The sequence below is a fragment of the [Limnothrix rosea] IAM M-220 genome, from assembly GCF_001904615.1.
Classification (GTDB): Bacteria; Cyanobacteriota; Cyanobacteriia; order Cyanobacteriales; family MRBY01; genus MRBY01.
This window is the reverse complement of record NZ_MRBY01000027.1, coordinates 35,478-52,636: the sequence shown is the minus strand read 5'-3', so window position 1 is coordinate 52,636 and position 17,159 is coordinate 35,478. Positions and strand designations below refer to the sequence as shown.

14 protein-coding genes are annotated in these 17,159 nt (G+C 47.4%); 6 read left to right on the top strand and 8 right to left on the bottom strand.

The genetic code is table 11. The annotated features are described in order from the left end of the window. Positions 1 to 65: 65 nt before the first annotated feature. Entirely contained in the window at positions 66 to 1,859 is a 1,794-nt protein-coding gene (typA, locus tag NIES208_RS11625; RefSeq protein WP_075892907.1) for a translational GTPase TypA, read from the bottom strand. Positions 1,860 to 2,331: 472 nt separating this feature from the next. Between typA and NIES208_RS11620 the strand changes: the two genes are divergently transcribed. Continuing rightward, on the top strand, positions 2,332 to 2,841 hold the full coding sequence (locus tag NIES208_RS11620; protein ID WP_075892905.1) for a PH domain-containing protein: 510 nt from the start codon (positions 2,332 to 2,334) through the stop codon (positions 2,839 to 2,841). 22 nt (positions 2,842 to 2,863) lie between these two features. Here NIES208_RS11620 and NIES208_RS11615 read toward each other — a convergent pair whose 3' ends face one another. The 5 genes from NIES208_RS11615 to NIES208_RS11595 all read right to left on the bottom strand — a co-directional run bounded on the left by NIES208_RS11615 (position 2,864) and on the right by NIES208_RS11595 (position 6,930). Then, a complete protein-coding gene (locus NIES208_RS11615; RefSeq protein ID WP_075892903.1) occupies positions 2,864 to 4,126 on the bottom strand; it encodes an FAD-binding oxidoreductase in 1,263 nt (420 codons plus the stop codon). Between the two features lie 18 nt (positions 4,127 to 4,144). Next, a complete protein-coding gene (locus NIES208_RS11610; protein WP_075892901.1) occupies positions 4,145 to 4,324 on the bottom strand; it encodes a hypothetical protein in 180 nt (59 codons plus the stop codon). Positions 4,325 to 4,554: 230 nt separating this feature from the next. Next, complete coding sequence (locus NIES208_RS11605; RefSeq protein ID WP_075892917.1) at positions 4,555 to 5,412, bottom strand: methyltransferase domain-containing protein; 858 nt, start codon at positions 5,410 to 5,412, stop codon at positions 4,555 to 4,557. A gap of 39 nt (positions 5,413 to 5,451) precedes the next feature. Next, the gene (locus NIES208_RS11600; protein WP_075892899.1) at positions 5,452 to 6,210 is read right to left on the bottom strand and encodes a DUF2232 domain-containing protein; all 759 of its coding nucleotides are present in this window, start codon (positions 6,208 to 6,210) and stop codon (positions 5,452 to 5,454) included. 9 nt (positions 6,211 to 6,219) lie between these two features. Beyond that, a complete protein-coding gene (locus tag NIES208_RS11595) occupies positions 6,220 to 6,930 on the bottom strand; it encodes a Crp/Fnr family transcriptional regulator (protein WP_075892897.1) in 711 nt (236 codons plus the stop codon). Positions 6,931 to 7,288: 358 nt separating this feature from the next. Between NIES208_RS11595 and NIES208_RS11590 the strand changes: the two genes are divergently transcribed. After that, positions 7,289 to 8,872 carry a hypothetical protein gene (locus NIES208_RS11590; RefSeq protein WP_139325043.1) on the top strand — a complete coding sequence of 528 codons (1,584 nt, stop codon included), beginning with the start codon at positions 7,289 to 7,291 and terminating at the stop codon, positions 8,870 to 8,872. 12 nt (positions 8,873 to 8,884) lie between these two features. Beyond that, positions 8,885 to 10,552 carry a hypothetical protein gene (locus NIES208_RS11585; protein ID WP_075892893.1) on the top strand — a complete coding sequence of 556 codons (1,668 nt, stop codon included), beginning with the start codon at positions 8,885 to 8,887 and terminating at the stop codon, positions 10,550 to 10,552. A 230-nt stretch (positions 10,553 to 10,782) separates the two neighbouring features. Here the strand turns inward: NIES208_RS11585 and NIES208_RS11580 are convergent, their stop codons facing one another. Beyond that, positions 10,783 to 13,041 carry a PP2C family protein-serine/threonine phosphatase gene (locus tag NIES208_RS11580; protein ID WP_075892891.1) on the bottom strand — a complete coding sequence of 753 codons (2,259 nt, stop codon included), beginning with the start codon at positions 13,039 to 13,041 and terminating at the stop codon, positions 10,783 to 10,785. A 76-nt stretch (positions 13,042 to 13,117) separates the two neighbouring features. On the opposite strand from NIES208_RS11580, the gene NIES208_RS11575 reads away from it, so the two are divergent. From NIES208_RS11575 to sfsA, 3 genes are all read left to right on the top strand, one after another. After that, positions 13,118 to 13,759, top strand: coding sequence for a class I SAM-dependent methyltransferase (locus tag NIES208_RS11575; protein WP_075892889.1), 642 nt, complete (start codon positions 13,118 to 13,120; stop codon positions 13,757 to 13,759). A gap of 192 nt (positions 13,760 to 13,951) precedes the next feature. Continuing rightward, on the top strand, positions 13,952 to 14,530 hold the full coding sequence (locus tag NIES208_RS11570) for a late competence development ComFB family protein (protein WP_075892887.1): 579 nt from the start codon (positions 13,952 to 13,954) through the stop codon (positions 14,528 to 14,530). A gap of 76 nt (positions 14,531 to 14,606) precedes the next feature. Then, a complete protein-coding gene (sfsA, locus tag NIES208_RS11565; RefSeq protein ID WP_075892915.1) occupies positions 14,607 to 15,356 on the top strand; it encodes a DNA/RNA nuclease SfsA in 750 nt (249 codons plus the stop codon). Positions 15,357 to 15,431: 75 nt separating this feature from the next. Here the strand turns inward: sfsA and NIES208_RS11560 are convergent, their stop codons facing one another. After that, complete coding sequence (locus NIES208_RS11560; RefSeq protein ID WP_075892885.1) at positions 15,432 to 17,156, bottom strand: NAD+ synthase; 1,725 nt, start codon at positions 17,154 to 17,156, stop codon at positions 15,432 to 15,434. Positions 17,157 to 17,159 lie beyond the last annotated feature (3 nt).

The window sequence follows — 17,159 nt, the reverse complement described above, 5'->3', positions numbered from 1 at the left end:
TCTCCCTTTCTCTAAAGAATGTCAGCTAAATTCTTATCCATAACTGACGTTAATTACATCTCAAATTAACGCTTTGCCATTTTTTTCGTATCAAGCTTACGCAGGCGAATAGACTCAGGTGTAATCTCGACGAGTTCACCGGGGCCGATGTACTCTAGGGCACGCTCTAGATTCATTTCCATGGGCGCTTGGAGTTGGACAAGTTCGTCGCCGCTGGCTGCACGGTGGTTTGTGAGTTGTTTTGCTTTACAAACATTGAGGGACAAATCTTGAGGACGATTGTGTTCGCCGACGATCATGCCTTTATAGACTTTAGTGCCGGGTGTAATGAAGAATTGACCACGATCTTCAGCATTTTTAAGGGCGTAGAAGGTGGCAGTGCCTTCTTCAAAGGCCGTAATAATACCGTTGTAGCGCATCTCCAGTTCACCACAGATAGGACGATATTCGAGGAAACTGTGGTTCATAATGCCAGCGCCGCGGGTGATGCGGATAAAGTCGCCACGGAAACCGATCAGACCACGGGCGGGAACAACAAATTCGAGTTGGGAACGACCACCGGCACCGGACTGCATGTCTTGCATTTCACCTTTACGTTGACCAAGACGCTCAATGCAGCTACCAACGGCTTCTTCGGGAACGTCGAGGACAAGATATTCGTAAGGCTCACAGGGCTTACCGTTGACTTCTCGGTAAATTACTTTAGGCTGGGCAACTTGGAACTCGTAACCTTCGCGACGCATGGTTTCAATCAAAATGCCGAGGTGTAATTCACCACGACCGGAAACTTCAAAGCTATCGGAGGTTTCGCCATCTTCGACGCGTAGGGCAACGTTGGTCTCGAGTTCGCGTTCTAGGCGATCGCGGATCTGACGGGAGGTAACAAATTTACCTTCTTGACCCGCAAAGGGAGAATTATTTACAGAGAAAGTCATCTGCAAAGTAGGCTCGTCTACCTTGATCAAAGGCAATGCCTGAGGATCATCAGGGGAAGTGATGGTTTCACCAATGTTTGCGTCAGCAAATCCGGCGATCGCCACAATTTGACCCGCAGAAGCCTCCTTCAGCTCAACCCGTGCTAAACCTTCAAAGCCAAGGAGTTTTGCAATTTTTGCCTTGACAACGCTACCGTCTTCTTTAACAAGGGCTGCCTGTTGACCCGCCTGGATCGTGCCATTATGGATACGACCAATCACAATCCGACCCAGATAATCAGAATAGTCGAGGGTTGTGACCTGCAGTTGGATTTGCTTCTCAGGATCGCCTGCTGGTGGGGGAACATGCTGGAGGATCGCATGGAACAAAGGCTCCATATCCTTATCTTCGTCGTCTAGATTTTCTTTAGCAAACCCAGAAAGACCAGAAGCATAGAGAGTTGTGAAATCACATTGATCATCATCAGCCCCTAGCTCGACGAAAAGATCAAATACCTTATCCACAGCCGTTTCAGGGTGAACATTGGGGCGATCAATTTTATTGACAACAACGATGGGGCGTAAACCTTTTTCGAGGGCTTTCTTTAGTACGAAACGAGTTTGGGGCATGGGGCCTTCATTGGCATCGACGATGAGAATACAACCGTCAACCATGCCGAGAACCCGCTCTACCTCACCACCAAAGTCGGCGTGACCGGGGGTATCAACGATATTAATATGAATGCCGTCGTATTTAACTGCGGTGTTTTTCGAGAGGATAGTAATACCGCGTTCACGTTCAAGGTCATTGGAGTCCATCACGCAATCAGGGATGTCTTCGCCTTCTCGGAAAATGCCGGACTGGTGTAACAGTGCGTCTACAAGGGTTGTTTTACCGTGGTCAACGTGGGCAATAATCGCGACGTTACGAATGGGGAGAGACATAAATTTTACGGATGGTTCCTAAGACCTGTAAATTTTTTTGACGATTTCTGCACAATTGTAGCCTAATTAGCATCTTTCTTAATATGGATATTGTGCTGAAAGACTGCAATTTTTGTAGAGCATTAAGGTTAACATCTCTTTTTCGGATGGCAAATTATCATGTCTGGAGATGTTGAAAATAGGGTTTTTGGGGCGGTATCTGGGTTGCTGATGGCCTCTGAAATGTTTAGGGTATTAGGGAAAGGGGCGCGGGGGTATGGAGATACGGCAGGTATGGCTATTGTTTTTGTCAAAGTTTGTTCAAAGTTTGTGCGCTGAAGGACTCTCGCCATTTTCTGCTCTGCTTGTGGTACGTCGTTATTGCAAGGTTTTTCTTAACTTGAAGTCAGGTTACGTAAATAATTGACAATGGGAGGTAATGAATGATTGTGCTCCTTGCTAGCGTTTAGGAAGCTCGTGGAGATTTGTGGGGATGGATCAACCTCTATTTTTTAAAGCACCTTGGGGTGCTGCTGTGATGGTGATTACGGTATCGACTTGTATTTTGATGATTGCAGTGTCGATGATGTTGGCTTGGATCGGCGATCGCCAAAATTTTGTACTGCTGTACCTAGTTGCGCTAATTCCAGTATTGATTGTGTTAATCACATCTTTTTATAGTGTGCGTGGCTATCTCGTTACCAATAACCGGTTGCAAGTTGCCCGTTTGGGTTGGTTCACCACTATTCCGCTTAATAATCTTGAAACAGTGGTTTATGAGCCGAAAGCAATGGCTAAATCCCTGCGACTATTCGGTGATGGTGGTTTGTTTGCCTTTACGGGCAGATTTCGCAATCAAGCTCTCGGAAATTATCGTGCCTATGTTACCCATTTAAATAAGACTGTTGTCCTAATTTTTACGGATAAAACTGTCGTTGTGTCGCCCCAACGCCCGGAGGAATTTGTGAGGATGGTGACTAGGGCTGTCGCAAAACAACTGTGATTTTATTGGGGAGGCTGTAAAGCTATAGGTTTAAAAATCGCTGGGGACTGAGCAGACCACTTGGATCAAATTGCGTTTTCATTTTTTTCATAAGTGGTAGGGCATTGCCGGTATAGCCCCAGGGTTCAAATTGCATTTTTGTGTTGTAGGGGGCTTCGAGCATTGTTAAAAAGCCGTTGTATTGTGCGCAATAACGCCGTAGGTCTCGAAATTGCCGCAAAAATTTCTCGTGGGGAAAGGCGACTAATCCTAAGCCGCTTTTGCCATGGATACGGGCGATCGCCTGATTATTGGTTAGTTCTTCAACGGTTTCTAGAAAGTTACAGGCTTGATTTGGCAATAGTCCAACTTTGCAATAAACAGGTTGCGCATAAAGTTTTTGATTAATGGTTTGCCATAATTCTTCTGGTTCGGGTTGAATTACGAGCTTATTTTTAATGGCGATCGCCTCTAGCTCTAAAATTTGAGCATCAACGCTTTCTGGAATGGCGGCAAATCGAATAATCATGCCAAAGGTTTCGGTAAAACCCAATTTACCCATTAATGTAGACGTGAGCAGATCGGCGCGACTGGGGGTTAAAACGGAGTTGAGTAGATTTTGGTGGGCGGTCTTAATTCCTGTTTGAGTGCCAGCAAGGATAACGGTTTTGATCAGTTGCTGTTGGGGATAAAGACGAAATGTGAGTTCAGTGGCGATCGCCAAACTGCCGTAGGAACCAGTAAACAGTTTCATGAGGTCGTAGCCTGCGACATTTTTTACCACTTTGCCGCCGGCCTTAGCCAACTGACCATCAGCGCGCACCACAGTGATCCCCAATAGTAAATCTTTCACGCCACCATATCGCTGTCGCCAACTGCCCGCATTCGCGGTTGCCACAATGCCACCGATGGTCGCATTATCGGAAAATGCTGGATCAATCGCTAAAAATTGCTTGTGCTTTTTCAGGTGGGTTTGGAGTGCCCTAAGTGTTACCCCGGCCTCGACGGTAATCGTTAAATCGTTTATAGCGTGGTCAATAATGCGATTGAGTTTTTGGGTACTCACCAACCAGTCAACTGCTGTGGTGACACCGCCCCAAGCCAGTTTTGTGCCGTTACCGCAGGGGATGATTTTTTTTTCTTGCCGTTGTGCTGCTTGAAGGATGCGACAAAGAGCCGCTTGGTCATGGGGAACGATAAAGGCTTTCGGCTCAGTACGACAAACCCGCCGAAACGTTTTGTGCCAGCGGGAATCACAGTCTTGCCACTGCTTATAGTCGATATCTGAATCAGTCGCCAAGGTCATAGGTTTGCAATGAGACTCTTATGCTTCGGTATCAGCCGTAAGGGCGATCGCCTCAACAGTTGCTTTCTTATCCTTCACGTCAGTCACTGCCCAGCGGAGAGTTTCGCCACGCTTTTCGAGTTCTTTTTCGATTTCTTTTTGCAGTTCTGCCGGGTTTTCCTGAAGATCAATTTCGGCTGTAATAAAGTGAGTCGTCATGGGCGATCGCCTCTTTGAAAATTAACGATTGGTTAATCATACCAAGGCACGGGTTGCCTCTGTCTATCCCGTTGAATCTCTTAAATTTAGAAGCGATTGACAGGAAAGCGAGGCATTATGGCGACTCAAAAAAAGTAACAATCGAATATTATTGCAAGATCAAATTTTGAAACGTTGTGAATGGGCGAAAGTAAATTCACTAAAATGCCACTGCCCGCTATTCAAAAAATTTAGTCAAAAGGCTTCGTGGCTTGCAATAAACCATAACGGATCAGACCACGACGAAACCCACTTTTCATGAGATCGAGAGCCAATGCCCCTTGAATCGTCTTCCAGCCCGCTTTAAGCACACCAAACACGGCATCGGGCTTCACTGCCGAGTCGATGACTTGATCCCAAAAGGGCGCAACGGCCGTAGACCAATCTGCTGTTTGGATACCTTGTAAACCACATTCGGCGGCGATCGCCGCGTAGTCCGGCAACGAAATCACATAGGGCAAACAATAGACCTTGTAGATATCTTCCAAATGCTTTTGCTCTTGGGGCGTAAGAGAACCAGCAACAGAATCCGTGGGGCGGTGACACCAAGTTGCCATGAGCAGTTTGCCGCCGGGCTTGAGGATACGGGTACATTCCTGTAAAAATTGTCGCTTATTGGGCATATGTTCGCCACTTTCGAGCGTCCAAACAAGGTCAAATTCCCCATCGCGAAAGGGAGTATTCATCGCATCTGCCACTTTAAACTCGGCTCGATCTTGGAGATTTTGTTCAAGTGCCCGTTCCGTTGCGCGGTTAGCCTGGACTGGGGAGAGGGTGATGCCCACACCTTTCGCCCCAAATTTATCAGCTAAATAAAGGGTGCTGCCGCCGATACCACAGCCAACATCGACGAAGTTCTCAACGGTTGTAACCTGACCCCAAGCTAAAAATTCTTCGATCAGATCGATCTGCGCTTGGCGACGATTAACTTGGATTGTGCCGCCCTGACCATAATAGCCATGGTGCATATGCTCGCCCCAGATCGATTCCCAGAGGGAACTAGATTCGTCATAAAATTCGCGGATCTGCTGATAAAGCTGTGAGGACATACCAAAACTACTCAAACTTAGATTTAATCTAGAAAAAAATTATTCTTCGTACTCAATCAAAACCTGTACCCAATGGGGAGGGCGCGGAATCGGATTGCCGAGGCGATCTAGCATCAGTAACGCCACCAGATGCACCACGAATAGGTATAACACACTGTTTAAAATCAGCATGGCGATCGCCAACAGCTGAATAAACATCAGATTAGGTTGTACCAGTAGTCCGAGCCGCAAAAATATCCAATCAGCTAGCTCAGAAATTTGGGAAATAACATAAACCCAGAGATCTTCGCCGAGTATAAATGACAGCAAAAAGACTCGAAAGAAAAAACCAATAGTACCGAGGATTGTGCCAAGTAAAATTGACCATTCCCAGCCCACCTGCTTACGCCACATCCAGCCCAACTGCACACCCATCAGACCATAGGGAATGACATAAATAATGCTGCGGGTTGGCCCCATCAGAATGGAAAGTAAGAGTCCCGACACTAGGGTAGACATCCATGCTGCCCGTGAACCCCACCGTAAAAACACAAGGGCGATCGGCAACGGAAAAAATAATCTCAGTAAAGGCCCAATGGGAAAATAATAATTAATCAGCCAAATCAGGCTAGCAGTACTGGCAAGAAATGCCGTCTCCACCATCACAAGGGTACGGCGGTGCTGAGACGAGGAAGTTTGTATGGGGGGAGAAATAACTTCGGTCGTACTATCCGGCGATCGCCCCTCCGCTAGATCGTCTAAATCAACCCAATTAATCCCTTCAGAATTGTCCCTTGTTCCAGAATGATGATCAGCCACAGCACCCCATTAATTGATCATATTGTCGAGGGCATTAATATCAGGGATACAAAGAGTATCTGCTGTACGCCGAATCAAATTCTTTTTTTCTAATTTTGTGAGTACCCGTGTTACCGTTTCCCGCGCTAAACCACTCAGACTACTCAATTCCCGGTGGGGCAAGTTGGGCATCTCCAAACCTTCTTTACCGATAGGCTTCCCTTGACCATCCGCAAGGAAAAGCAAAGTATCTGCCACCCGCGAGACGCTGTCCGCTTCCCGTAGTCGTAATCTCCGGTTAACTTGGCGGAGGCGCTTTGCCATCAGCTGCGCTAAACGAACACCGGCGATCGGCTCCCCATAGATAAGATCAACAAAATCTTGGGCGGGAATACTACTGATTTTTGTTGGGGTCAGGGTAATCACGTCCGTTGAGCGAGGCACTTCGTCAAGGGCCGCCATTTCACCAAAGACTTCGCCCCGTCCCAAAATATTTAAAGTGATTTCTTTGCCATCGACATTATAGGTTCGAATTTTTGCCCAACCATCGAGAATAAAATACACAGAACCACCCCAGTCGTTTTCAAGCAAGATCACTTGATTGGCGGGGTGAGAACGGGTCACGACGTGACTGGCTGCTTTTTGTAAACTTTCTTCGGGTAATCCTTGAAAAAAAAGAGCGGATGCAATGAGATCCTGAAAATCGCTGTCTAATTCTCGATTACCGTAACGGTCGTCCATAGTTCTGTCTGTGCAAGGTCTGTTACAAATAGGCTAATGAAATAGCCCTATCGGTATAATGCGCCGCCGCGGAGTATCTCAATCATTTATTGATAGCTCTATTAAAGGGTATCGCTTTAACTGTTTTACTATAGTCTGTTCTAAATTAAACGAAAATATCTTTACATGAAGTCTTGACTATGGGTCGTTGCCATCACTGTCTTTTAGGCGCGATATTCTCACGAATTACGCCATTTTGACACATAGATTAACAGTTTCTGGATATTTTGGTGCTCTGATCGGGGTTAAACTTTATGATAAAAATGCCCACTGTTGTTTGGGATAGTTGATGGTTCTGATTTTGGACAGGTTACCCATTGTGAACTTTGCTACAGATTTACCGCCTCTAATTAGTGATTTGGAACGGGTGAGCGAGTTGCCGGAAACGGATCAGCTCGATGAACTCCAGCAAAATCTCCGCCATCAGCAGGAAGTGCTGCTTAAGGTGAAGGATTATTTGGTTTATCTCTATGACCAACGGGATAAGGATAATTCTGGTGAATTGATCTCGATGGGGAATGATGCTGGGGCGATCGCCGCCGCGGTCATCCAAGAACTGCAGCTCAAGAAAACGGAATGGGTTGCGCCGATTAGTCAAGAGCTGGATCAGCTCACAGCGCAAAAACAAATTTTAGAGCGGGAAATCTACCGCCTCAACCAACAGTATGAGGCTGCCTTGGGCGCTTTTCCGCAGCAGCTCCTGTCGCAGTTTCAAGGTCTATTGCAAACTCAGTTGGGTAAGGCGGTGGCATTATTTGAGCAGCGTTTACGGTACATTAGCTCGGTGACTCACCCAATCCAAGGTCTAGAGGATGCTGGTTTTGCGGCCAGTGAGGCGCAAACGGATACGGGGCGATCGCCCACGGAGCATCTCCAGGCTGTACAAAATAATTTAGACAAGTCGGTCGCGAATCTAGATAGTACGATTCACACGGTTTTTACGGCTTTAGAACAGGATATTGCGGCCTATGGCACGACCTTGACGGGTAATTTAAGGCAGCTTAATGGTCTTCAGGTGACAACAGATTCCATGACTGCTGAGGCTGAAGATGTTGTTGAGACTCCTGCTGGGGAACCACCAGTGCTGGAGGAACCGGATTCTCCGGCAGTGGACTCGCTCATGGCGATTGTGCCTGATGGTCTGAATGAATTGACGGATCCCCAGGAGCCTCCTGCCACAGAGTCTTTATTTGCTGATGATGATGGTTTTAATTATCAAGAAGATAATAGCGCCGGCAATCGCCCCTCTGGGACTGGCATGAGCCCGGCAGTGGGTGACTCAACTTCCGAGGAGGATTCTGTCAAAGATGATTATTTAGATTTTGCAGCATCCGTTGCAGAAGAAGGCCTATTTGGTGAGGCGCATGGGGATGCCGAGACCACCAATGATCATACGTTAGAGCCTGAGGCCATGGCGGCTGAATCATTTCTGTTTGGTGATCCGGTGGAAACGCCAGATACTGAAGAAACCGCAGAAGATATGGCTAACCTTAAAGCTGTGATCGCTTCCCCTTCGCCAACGGTGGTGGATGGCAGTGATGGTCAGACAGAACCCACGACGGTAAAAACGATTCAACTGCTGACAGACCTTTTAGAGGATGGTTCCCTCAATGTCCAGGACAGTGACACAGCAGAAGATGAGGCCGAGTCTGATGTGGAGGCTGAGCTAGAACAAAGGACTAGCGAGGATCTAAATCCTGATTTAGAGACTGATGATACAGCTGTAACTCCTGTCGATGTGACAGTGCTTGACCCGGAAAAAATGAACCTGCTCGCGGAAGATTTGATGCAGTTTGAAACGACAACCTCAGACCCGGCTTCGGAAGAGCCCATTGATGTAGAGGCTGCTACTGATGATGATAATCCTTGGGCTGATACTGATCAAAAGCAGGAGTCAACCTAAGCTAGGCACAGTATGAATCAACATTGGTATCTTGGCTTAGATATTAGTACGTCCCATATAAGTGCGGTGCTGATTAATGGCGATCGCCAGCAGCAGTATCCTCTCTTTTGGCAAAACGGGGATCAACAACATTTTGCTTTACCAATGGTCGTAACAGCGACGGCTAGTCCTTCCCAACCTTGGCAAATGGCGCTGGAAAATGGCTTGGTCTCTGGTAAGACGGTGGAGGGCTGGCTCCCTTTTTTACGACTAGCTCCTACGTACCAAGCTGAGGTCGAGGGGTCTTGGTTTCCGACTTTGCCTTGGTCAAAATCATCAGAGTTGCCCTTAAAATCTCTGGGTGATGCCCTTGCCTTTTTGTTGTGTATTTTAAAAGATAGGAGTCTAGCCCCAGAGCTTTCCCCCACAAGGGTACGGGACATTTTGGGTCGTCTGAATGGTGTCATTGTCAGTTTGCCCAGTAGTTGGGGTGATACCTATTGTCTTAATATTCGCGAAGTTCTATACCAGACTGCTTTAGTGGAGTGTGGTGAACAGGTTTTGTTTGTGCCGGGGGCGATCGCCACATTGTTAGGGTTTCAGGCGCAGCTTCCCCACACCGAAGGCGGCACATTAATTATTCATAGCGATGGGAGCCATACAGATTTGGCGGTTGTGGATTTACCGGCCTACTTACCCCAACTGCAACGAACACAAATTCAGAGCCACAGTTTTGATTATGGCGGTAACGCCCTCCAACAAGATATTTTATGCCAGCTCATTTATCCCCAATGGCTACCGCAACTGCAAGATGCCCTGAGTAAAGTGGCGAAGATGATGCCCCGTGCTGGGGAAGTGGATTTAGAACGTCGGCTGTTAGCTGCGTGGCAATGGCGTAATTCTCCGGTGGGGCGATCGCTGTTACAGGCCGCGAATCAAACAAAAGCACTGTTACAACAGCGGGAGGAATTTGCGGCGCACCTCGGTCAACAGGAATGGCGGGTTACCCGTACTGATCTAGAGCGTCAGGTGATTTATCCGTTTCAGCAGCAGCTAAATCAACAAATTAATCATCTGTTTGCGAAGGCTGGTGTGATGTCCCAGGGCATTCAACAAATTATTTGTAGTGGCTCTAATCTTGATTATTGTTGGCGATGGTTGTCGGTGTCGTTACAACAAAAATTCCCCCAAGCTGAGCTCATCCGTGAAACATCGACGGCTCAGGTGAGCCGTATTGCTGTGGGCTTGGGTCTTGTGCCGCTGATGCCCCAAATCGTGGATGGCGATCGCCACCGCTACCATGATTATCTTTTACTGGGGACATTGCTGAAAATTTTGCCCAACGAACCCTTTCGTTTTGATACCTTATCGCGTTTGTTGCAAGGGGAAGGGATTAATGCCCGCCATTGTGGCGATCGCCTACAAGCATTGTTATTTAGTCAACGGCCAGCAGGACTAGCGCCGGATTTAGACGAACAGCAAAGTAATGTATTTCGGCAATATCCTTTCGGAAATACACCCACCACAGCATTATGTTGGCAGGACGATAACGGTTTTTATCATGTCCATGAAGCCCAGCGGGAGTACTTTTTAGAGTTTTGGCGTTACCTTGAGCAGAGCTATGATATTCAGCTCCTAGAACCCTATCGTCTACCCTTTGGGCGATCGCCCCGCCAACTAAGTCCCCAAAATTTAGCTTAATGTGAGTTTTGCTTAAGCATGCTTGGAAGTACGACGTGGTGAATGGGAGAGCGAGAGATCGGGAGATGTTTCTATGCAAATAATCCTACTAGCTTTCAAAAAATGCAAATTTTCGTTGCTTCCCCGTGTCTTTCCCTCTCCNGTGTCTCTTTTTCTCTAGAGAATTTTGGCTACATGCTTATCCATAACTGACGTTAGCTTAAGCCCAGTGAAAAAAAGCGTGAGGGAAGTTAATTCGCTGGAGGGGGGGTAGCATCCCTTTGGCAGAGGGCTTCAACCTCCGGTGTCACAATAAAATTAGCTTCCTGTTGCGTTTCAACTTGGGCTGCTTTGCTCCAACCGCGATTACCAGCAGCTAACACACCAATGCCTGTCTCTGGTGGCGTTTGATCACCGAGTAAACAAACCTCTATCAGTAAATCCCCATCAACATTGACCTGTGCGATTTGGATAATACTGCCCCCCGGAATCCAGACGGTTGGTTCATCAAGGTCGGCGATCGCCTGAGGTGTATAGGCCGCAATAATCGGCGCATCAGCCTGTAATCGTACAATTTGATTTTTCGTCAAGGCATCAGCGACAGTTTCCATTTCTGGCATTTCAGGATCTGGAATCATGATAGTAGGCGTTTCGATGGGTTCATCCGGGATCGGTTGTGGTTCGATAATGGGCGTTTCCGGCGCTGGCGGTGACACAATATCGGCACTTTGCAGCCGTCGCCACATGTTATAGGACAATAACCCAATGCCCGTAACCCCTAGCAAACCAATAATTAACAACACCCAATTGGTTTGTTTGCGGCGAGGCGGTGGCGTGACAGAAGGTCTAGTCTGGGGCGGAGCGGCAGCCGCTGTGGTCGCCGGCGGTAACTCTGTGGCCATCAGATTATTCGTCAAATTGTCAGCCAGAGTAGGGTCAAAGTACTCAGGAAAAGTAATGGGAGCTGCCGCTTGCCGCTTGAGCTGGATATGTACTAGAGCAATAGTCGCATTATCATGGCCATTCTTTGTGTTGGCGATCTTGATTAATTGTTCACCCACATCACTAATTTTCTTGTGGCCCAGAAGCAGAGGCGCAATGTCTGTCTGCCAGTATTGGTCGACCTTGTCATAATCACTAAGGCCATCAGAACAAAGTAAATAAACCGTATCGCAGTCGATGGGAAAAGTTTGTGTCGTAGGGTGTAGCGATCGCGAAGGACTCATGCCCAGAGCCTGCACAAGCGCCCCTGCAGAAGGATAGGCAAGGGCATCTTGATAGAGAGCATAACCCAGACGAACTTCCCGGGAACCGAGATCATCATCATAGGTGACTTGATGGCAGCTGTTGGGGGTAATGCGATAGATACGAGAATCACCCACATGACTGAAATGAATATGGGGCTTGTTGATTAATGCCAAAACGACCGTTGTGCCCATCCGTTCCCGTTCACGGCGTTGTTCGGAGTCATTGGCGGCAGCAATGGCATCATTGGCCGCATAAACAGCCTCTGTAATTAAAGCTGGCGTTAGGGCATCAAGCTGTTTTGAAAGTTCTTGCTCTAGGGTTTTGATGGCAATTTCTGAGGCGACTTCGCCTTTGTCATGGCCGCCGATACCATCACAGACGATCGCCAGCGGAAAATTATGGTGGACCTTGCCGGACTCTGGAAAGCAAGCATCCTCATTATGGTCGCGGGTTGGCCCCGAATCCGTTTGGGTATAAAGGCTGTACTGATATTTATAGTGCGATCGCCCCAGTGCGGTGATCCCCGCCGCTAAAATCCCTTGCAACTGTTGTGGATTGGTAATTTTCCCCTGACTGAGATCCTGAGCAAGGCGCTGACAAAAGCTATGAATGCTCTTGTCAGTTTTGTCTAAAAGCCGTTGCCATATCTGGGCAATTGTTTGAAAATCAATGTGCTTTTTTTGAGTAAACGAAAGTGCTCGTATTTGAATGACACCGCCATTAACACCCAAATGGGCAAGATCATAAAAAGTGCTAATTGCCCCTTGTTCAAGAAAACTCGGTAGCATGGCCGCCATTTGTGAGAGCCAATTAAGTTGTTGGAGAGGCTCCGCCGATCGCCATGCCTCCGTCACCGGGGGAAATAGCTGGGGATGTTGGGGTAAACCGTTAGGGGCAAGGGGGATGGACGGATACTCAAGGAGCCAATAGCCTTTTTCCTTAGCTGTTAAACCAAAGACCCGCGGGCAATGGAGCAAATGGGTCGATAGTTTTAAATAACTTTCAATCTCTGGTGGTAGCTGATCCGTAACGGCTGGAGAGCTTTGGGGCTGGGTATCGAGCACAATACTAGGGTCATGGGTAACCCAGTAGCGATCGCCTAATAATGTTTGGGCTTTGGGTAAGGATTCCGGAGCAGCAAGGAGACGGAGATAACGCTTTAGCACGGGTGTTTGGCAGTCTGCACAGTGGGATTGGTGAAGAGATGCAATACCTAGACAGTCGCTTTTCGTGCAAGAAATCGTTACCTTAGAAATATCCATGTGTGTGCCTGATGGGGCAGATAATTTGGTGTCCTGATTATGACCAATTTAACGTATTCTTTGTACTTCATTGCCGATGATTCTTGCACCTGAGCAACGTCAAAAACTAGACCAAAGTGACGACCTATTATTTTATGATTATCCACGGTTGGTCACCCATGTCGACGATGGTTTTATCGAACAACTCACATCGCTCTATGGTGAACTGTTAACGCCGGACAGTCGAGTGCTAGATCTCATGAGTAGCTGGGTGTCCCATTTGCCTGATATGAGCTTTGCCCATGTGGCAGGCCATGGCATGAATGAAGAAGAGCTGGCAAAGAATCCACGCTTAGACCATTTTTTTGTTCAAAATCTCAATGATAATCCGCAGCTTCCCCTTGAAGATCAAAGTTTTGATGCGGTCTTGATTGCGGTCTCTGTGCAGTATTTACAGTACCCGGAGGCGATTTTTTCTGAAATCCAGCGGATCCTGACACCGGGAGGCCTATGTATTGTTAGTTTCTCTAATCGGATGTTTTATCAAAAGGCGATCGCCGCGTGGCGAGATAGCTCTGACTCGGATCATATTCGTCTAGTAAAGCGCTATTTCACTAGTATAGAAGGCTTTGGTGACCCCCAGGCGATCGCCAAACCACCGCAGCTCAACAACATTTTGCAGATATTGGGCATGGGGAACCGTGATCCCTTTTATGCCGTTGTGGCTCAGAAAATATAGCCAAATGTAGATGAATATTAACCAAACATGCTGTTTTCTACCGATAGTCTGCTGAATTCATAAATAAGCGCAGTAAGATAGAAAGGATAAGTCTGGCATCTGTAAATTCCATAGTATTTGTGTTTATTTTTGCTAAAAGACTTCAAGACAGTGCGTTTTCGCTATTAAACATCTTCTTTGTCTGAATTCACCATGAGTCCACTCAAAAACTCTTCCCCCGGCAAAGGTAATCTTCGTGCCTACCAAAATATTATGGAAACTTTGGTGCACCAAGAGATTCAGCGTCAAATGCAGAAGATGCCTGCGAAGCTGGTGAAATATATTGATGTTGCTGAGGTGGCGACCTTTGCCTTAAATCGTTTGCCACCCCTCTATGCTTCTAGTGAACAGGGTAGGGAAAGACAGGCAGCCAAGGGTCAGGTGAAGCTCAAACAAGAAGTTGCAACATCGGTACGTCAAGCCTTAGCAGCTGTACAGAGAGATCCGTTACGCAGCTCCACACCACTGCCCCCCGACCGCGATCCTCGCTACCAAACGGCAGAAAGTGCCTTGATTAAATTAGAAGAGTTACTACGACGTAGCCATCTCCTTGATCCTGAGTTACCCCAGCTAAACTGGGATAATCTTCAGTTGGCGATCGCCAAAGCCTTGAAACGCACCGCAGAACGGGGTATTGTTGACCGTCGCATTGAGCAACTTTTAGCTGAAAATGACTATGGACGCTACACTTCTTCCGTACATGACTGGACAGACGATCAATATCGCCTCTAAATCACCTTTTAAATAAGTCACCTCTTAAAAAGATTTTTTCTGTATGGTGGTAGACGGCTCTTTTATTAAAGAATGTATGTCTGCCGATTCCTTTGTTTATCGCTATCCTCCCCTCATTTCAGGTAAATTTCTTAAACGCTATAAACGCTTTTTTGCTGATATTGAACTAGACTCCGGCGAAATTATTGTTGCCCACTGCCCGAATACGGGGCCGATGACGGGCATTATCTGTGAAGTGGGTGCACCGGTGATGGTCTCAAAAAGTGATAACCCCAAGCGGAAGCTCGCCTACACTTGGGAAATGGTGCGATTAGGAGATCAGCAACCCACTTGGGTGGGCGTGAATACCACATTGCCGAATCGCGTGATTAAAACGATGCTCGCCGAACGACTAATTCCAGAGTTAGCCGGTCGCTATGATGAGATTCGTTCAGAGGTGAAATATGGCAAAGAAAATAAGAGCCGCATTGATTTCCTCTTGAGCCGTGATGGGCAACCGTCAATCTATGTGGAAGTAAAAAATACAACTTGGGCAAAAGGGTCACTCGCGCTATTTCCCGATACAGAAACGACCCGCGGCCAAAAACATTTACAGGAATTAATCGATATTTTGCCCGAGTCGAAAGCAGTCATGCTGTATTTCATTAATCGCAGTGATTGCGACCATTTTGTGCCGGGGGACAGCCGCGACAAAAAATATGGTGATTTATTCCGCGAGGCGATCGCCGCTGGAGTCGAAATTTTACCCTGTCGTTTCAAGATCACACCAGAAGGCATCCAATATTTGGGCGTTGCCCCTTGGCAAGCAACCGAACCCAATGATTAAAAAGCCAATTTACTGATAACTGATAACTGATATCTGTTCACTGATAACTGATAACTGTTCACTGATAACTGATAACTACCAACGGGAGGCGATCGGCATACGCCAACCAGTACCAAAAGCGCGGTCAGTAATTTTTAAACCCGGAGCCGCCTGACGACGTTTAAACTCAGTGCGATGTAAGAGTTTAAAAACTTGTTCAATAATTTTCGGGTCATGTCCTGCCTGAATGAGATCGGGGGTGGATTGATTTTGGTGGATAATCCGCCGCAAAATATCGTCGAGCGTATCGTAGGGCGGCAGGGAATCTTGATCCACTTGGTCAGGTCGCAGCTCCGCACTGGGAGGCTTGGTAATCACATTCTCTGGAATAATTTCTTGGTCGCGATTCAGCCAATGACATAGTTTGAAAACTAGGGTTTTAGGCACATCGGCAATAACCGCCAGACCACCATTCATATCGCCATAGAGGGTGCAGTAGCCAACTGCCATCTCTGATTTGTTGCCCGTAGAAAGGAGCAAATAGCCAAACTTATTGGCGATCGCCATCAGGAGATTACCGCGAATGCGGGACTGAAGATTTTCCTCAGCGACCCCAAATTCAGTGTCGGCAAATAATGGCTCCAGCATTTGATCAAACGCTCCCATACCCGTTGTGATGGGAATCGTTTTATGGTTGATTTCTAAGTTTTCGGCGAGGGCGATCGCGTCAGTAACAGAATGCTCTGAACTAAAGGGCGACGGCATCAGCACCCCCAGCACATTGTTGGCACCAAGGGCATCGGCGGCGATCGCCGCCACTAAAGCCGAATCAATACCACCACTTAAACCCAGTACCACCTTGCTAAAGCCACATTTCCAAACATAGTCCCGTAACCCTAAAACAAGGGCATAGTAGACCTCCGCTTCATCACATTCAAATTCCGGCGTAATCGTTTGGTGAAATTGATTGGATAAGGGCTTTTTGAGGCAGCTAATGTCGTGGAGAGACTGGTTAAATTCCAGAGCCATTAGCGCAGCTTTAAAGCTGGGGGCACGGCAGACAATTTTGCCGTGGGTATTGAAGGCCACACTACCGCCGTCGAAAATTAAATCATCGTTGCCGCCGATTTGGTTCGCGTAAATAATTGGGATTTGGTAGCGCCAAGCGGCATGGTGTAGCATCCCTTCCCGCAATCGTTGTTTGGCGATGGTGTAAGGCGAAGCAGACAGGTTAACGATGAGATCAACTTCTTCGTCAGCGAGCTGCTCTAGGGGATTAACTTCGTAGTTGCGTTTACCCCAAAAGGAATCGTCATTCCAGAGATCTTCGCAGATTGTCACCCCAATTTTGACGGGAATCGGCGGATTTAGTTTGGTTTGGTCGGCGCTGGGATAAAGATAAAACCAATTGGAAAGTTTACCCGCCTCAAAGTAGCGGTCTTCGTCAAAGACATCGTAGGTGGGTAGTAGCTGTTTATGGAAAATGCGCTGGACTTCGCCTTTATCAATGAGGGCGATGCTGTTGTGGAGGGGTTTTTCGCCATTGGCGATCGCCTGTTCATTGACCGTAGCCAGACCAACTAATACGGCAATAGTGGGGGGAGTTTTTGCGGCTAGTATTTTTAGCTCTTCCTGCATCCGCGCCACAAAGTCCATTTGCGTGAGGAGATCCCGTGGGGGATAGCCACAAAGGGAAAGCTCAGGTGTCAACAGAAGACGAAAGCCGGCGATCGCCGCAATCTCTGCCGCTTCTAAAATTTGGCGGGCATTTCCCTCTAAATCTCCGATGGTAGGGTTTAACTGGGCGATCGCAATTTTCATCTT

What these genes read in the sequence shown, in the direction of transcription:
- NIES208_RS11580 (WP_075892891.1), bottom strand. Translation starts at nt 13,041, where the DNA reads ATGGATATTTCTAAGGTAACGATTTCTTGCACGAAAAGCGACTGTCTA.
- NIES208_RS11585 (WP_075892893.1), top strand. Translation starts at nt 8,885, where the DNA reads ATGAATCAACATTGGTATCTTGGCTTAGATATTAGTACGTCCCATATA.
- NIES208_RS11570 (WP_075892887.1), top strand. Translation starts at nt 13,952, where the DNA reads ATGAGTCCACTCAAAAACTCTTCCCCCGGCAAAGGTAATCTTCGTGCC.
- NIES208_RS11610 (WP_075892901.1), bottom strand. Translation starts at nt 4,324, where the DNA reads ATGACGACTCACTTTATTACAGCCGAAATTGATCTTCAGGAAAACCCG.
- sfsA (WP_075892915.1), top strand. Translation starts at nt 14,607, where the DNA reads ATGTCTGCCGATTCCTTTGTTTATCGCTATCCTCCCCTCATTTCAGGT.
- NIES208_RS11575 (WP_075892889.1), top strand. Translation starts at nt 13,118, where the DNA reads ATGATTCTTGCACCTGAGCAACGTCAAAAACTAGACCAAAGTGACGAC.
- NIES208_RS11620 (WP_075892905.1), top strand. Translation starts at nt 2,332, where the DNA reads ATGGATCAACCTCTATTTTTTAAAGCACCTTGGGGTGCTGCTGTGATG.
- NIES208_RS11595 (WP_075892897.1), bottom strand. Translation starts at nt 6,930, where the DNA reads ATGGACGACCGTTACGGTAATCGAGAATTAGACAGCGATTTTCAGGAT.
- NIES208_RS11605 (WP_075892917.1), bottom strand. Translation starts at nt 5,412, where the DNA reads ATGTCCTCACAGCTTTATCAGCAGATCCGCGAATTTTATGACGAATCT.
- NIES208_RS11560 (WP_075892885.1), bottom strand. Translation starts at nt 17,156, where the DNA reads ATGAAAATTGCGATCGCCCAGTTAAACCCTACCATCGGAGATTTAGAG.
- NIES208_RS11615 (WP_075892903.1), bottom strand. Translation starts at nt 4,126, where the DNA reads ATGACCTTGGCGACTGATTCAGATATCGACTATAAGCAGTGGCAAGAC.
- typA (WP_075892907.1), bottom strand. Translation starts at nt 1,859, where the DNA reads ATGTCTCTCCCCATTCGTAACGTCGCGATTATTGCCCACGTTGACCAC.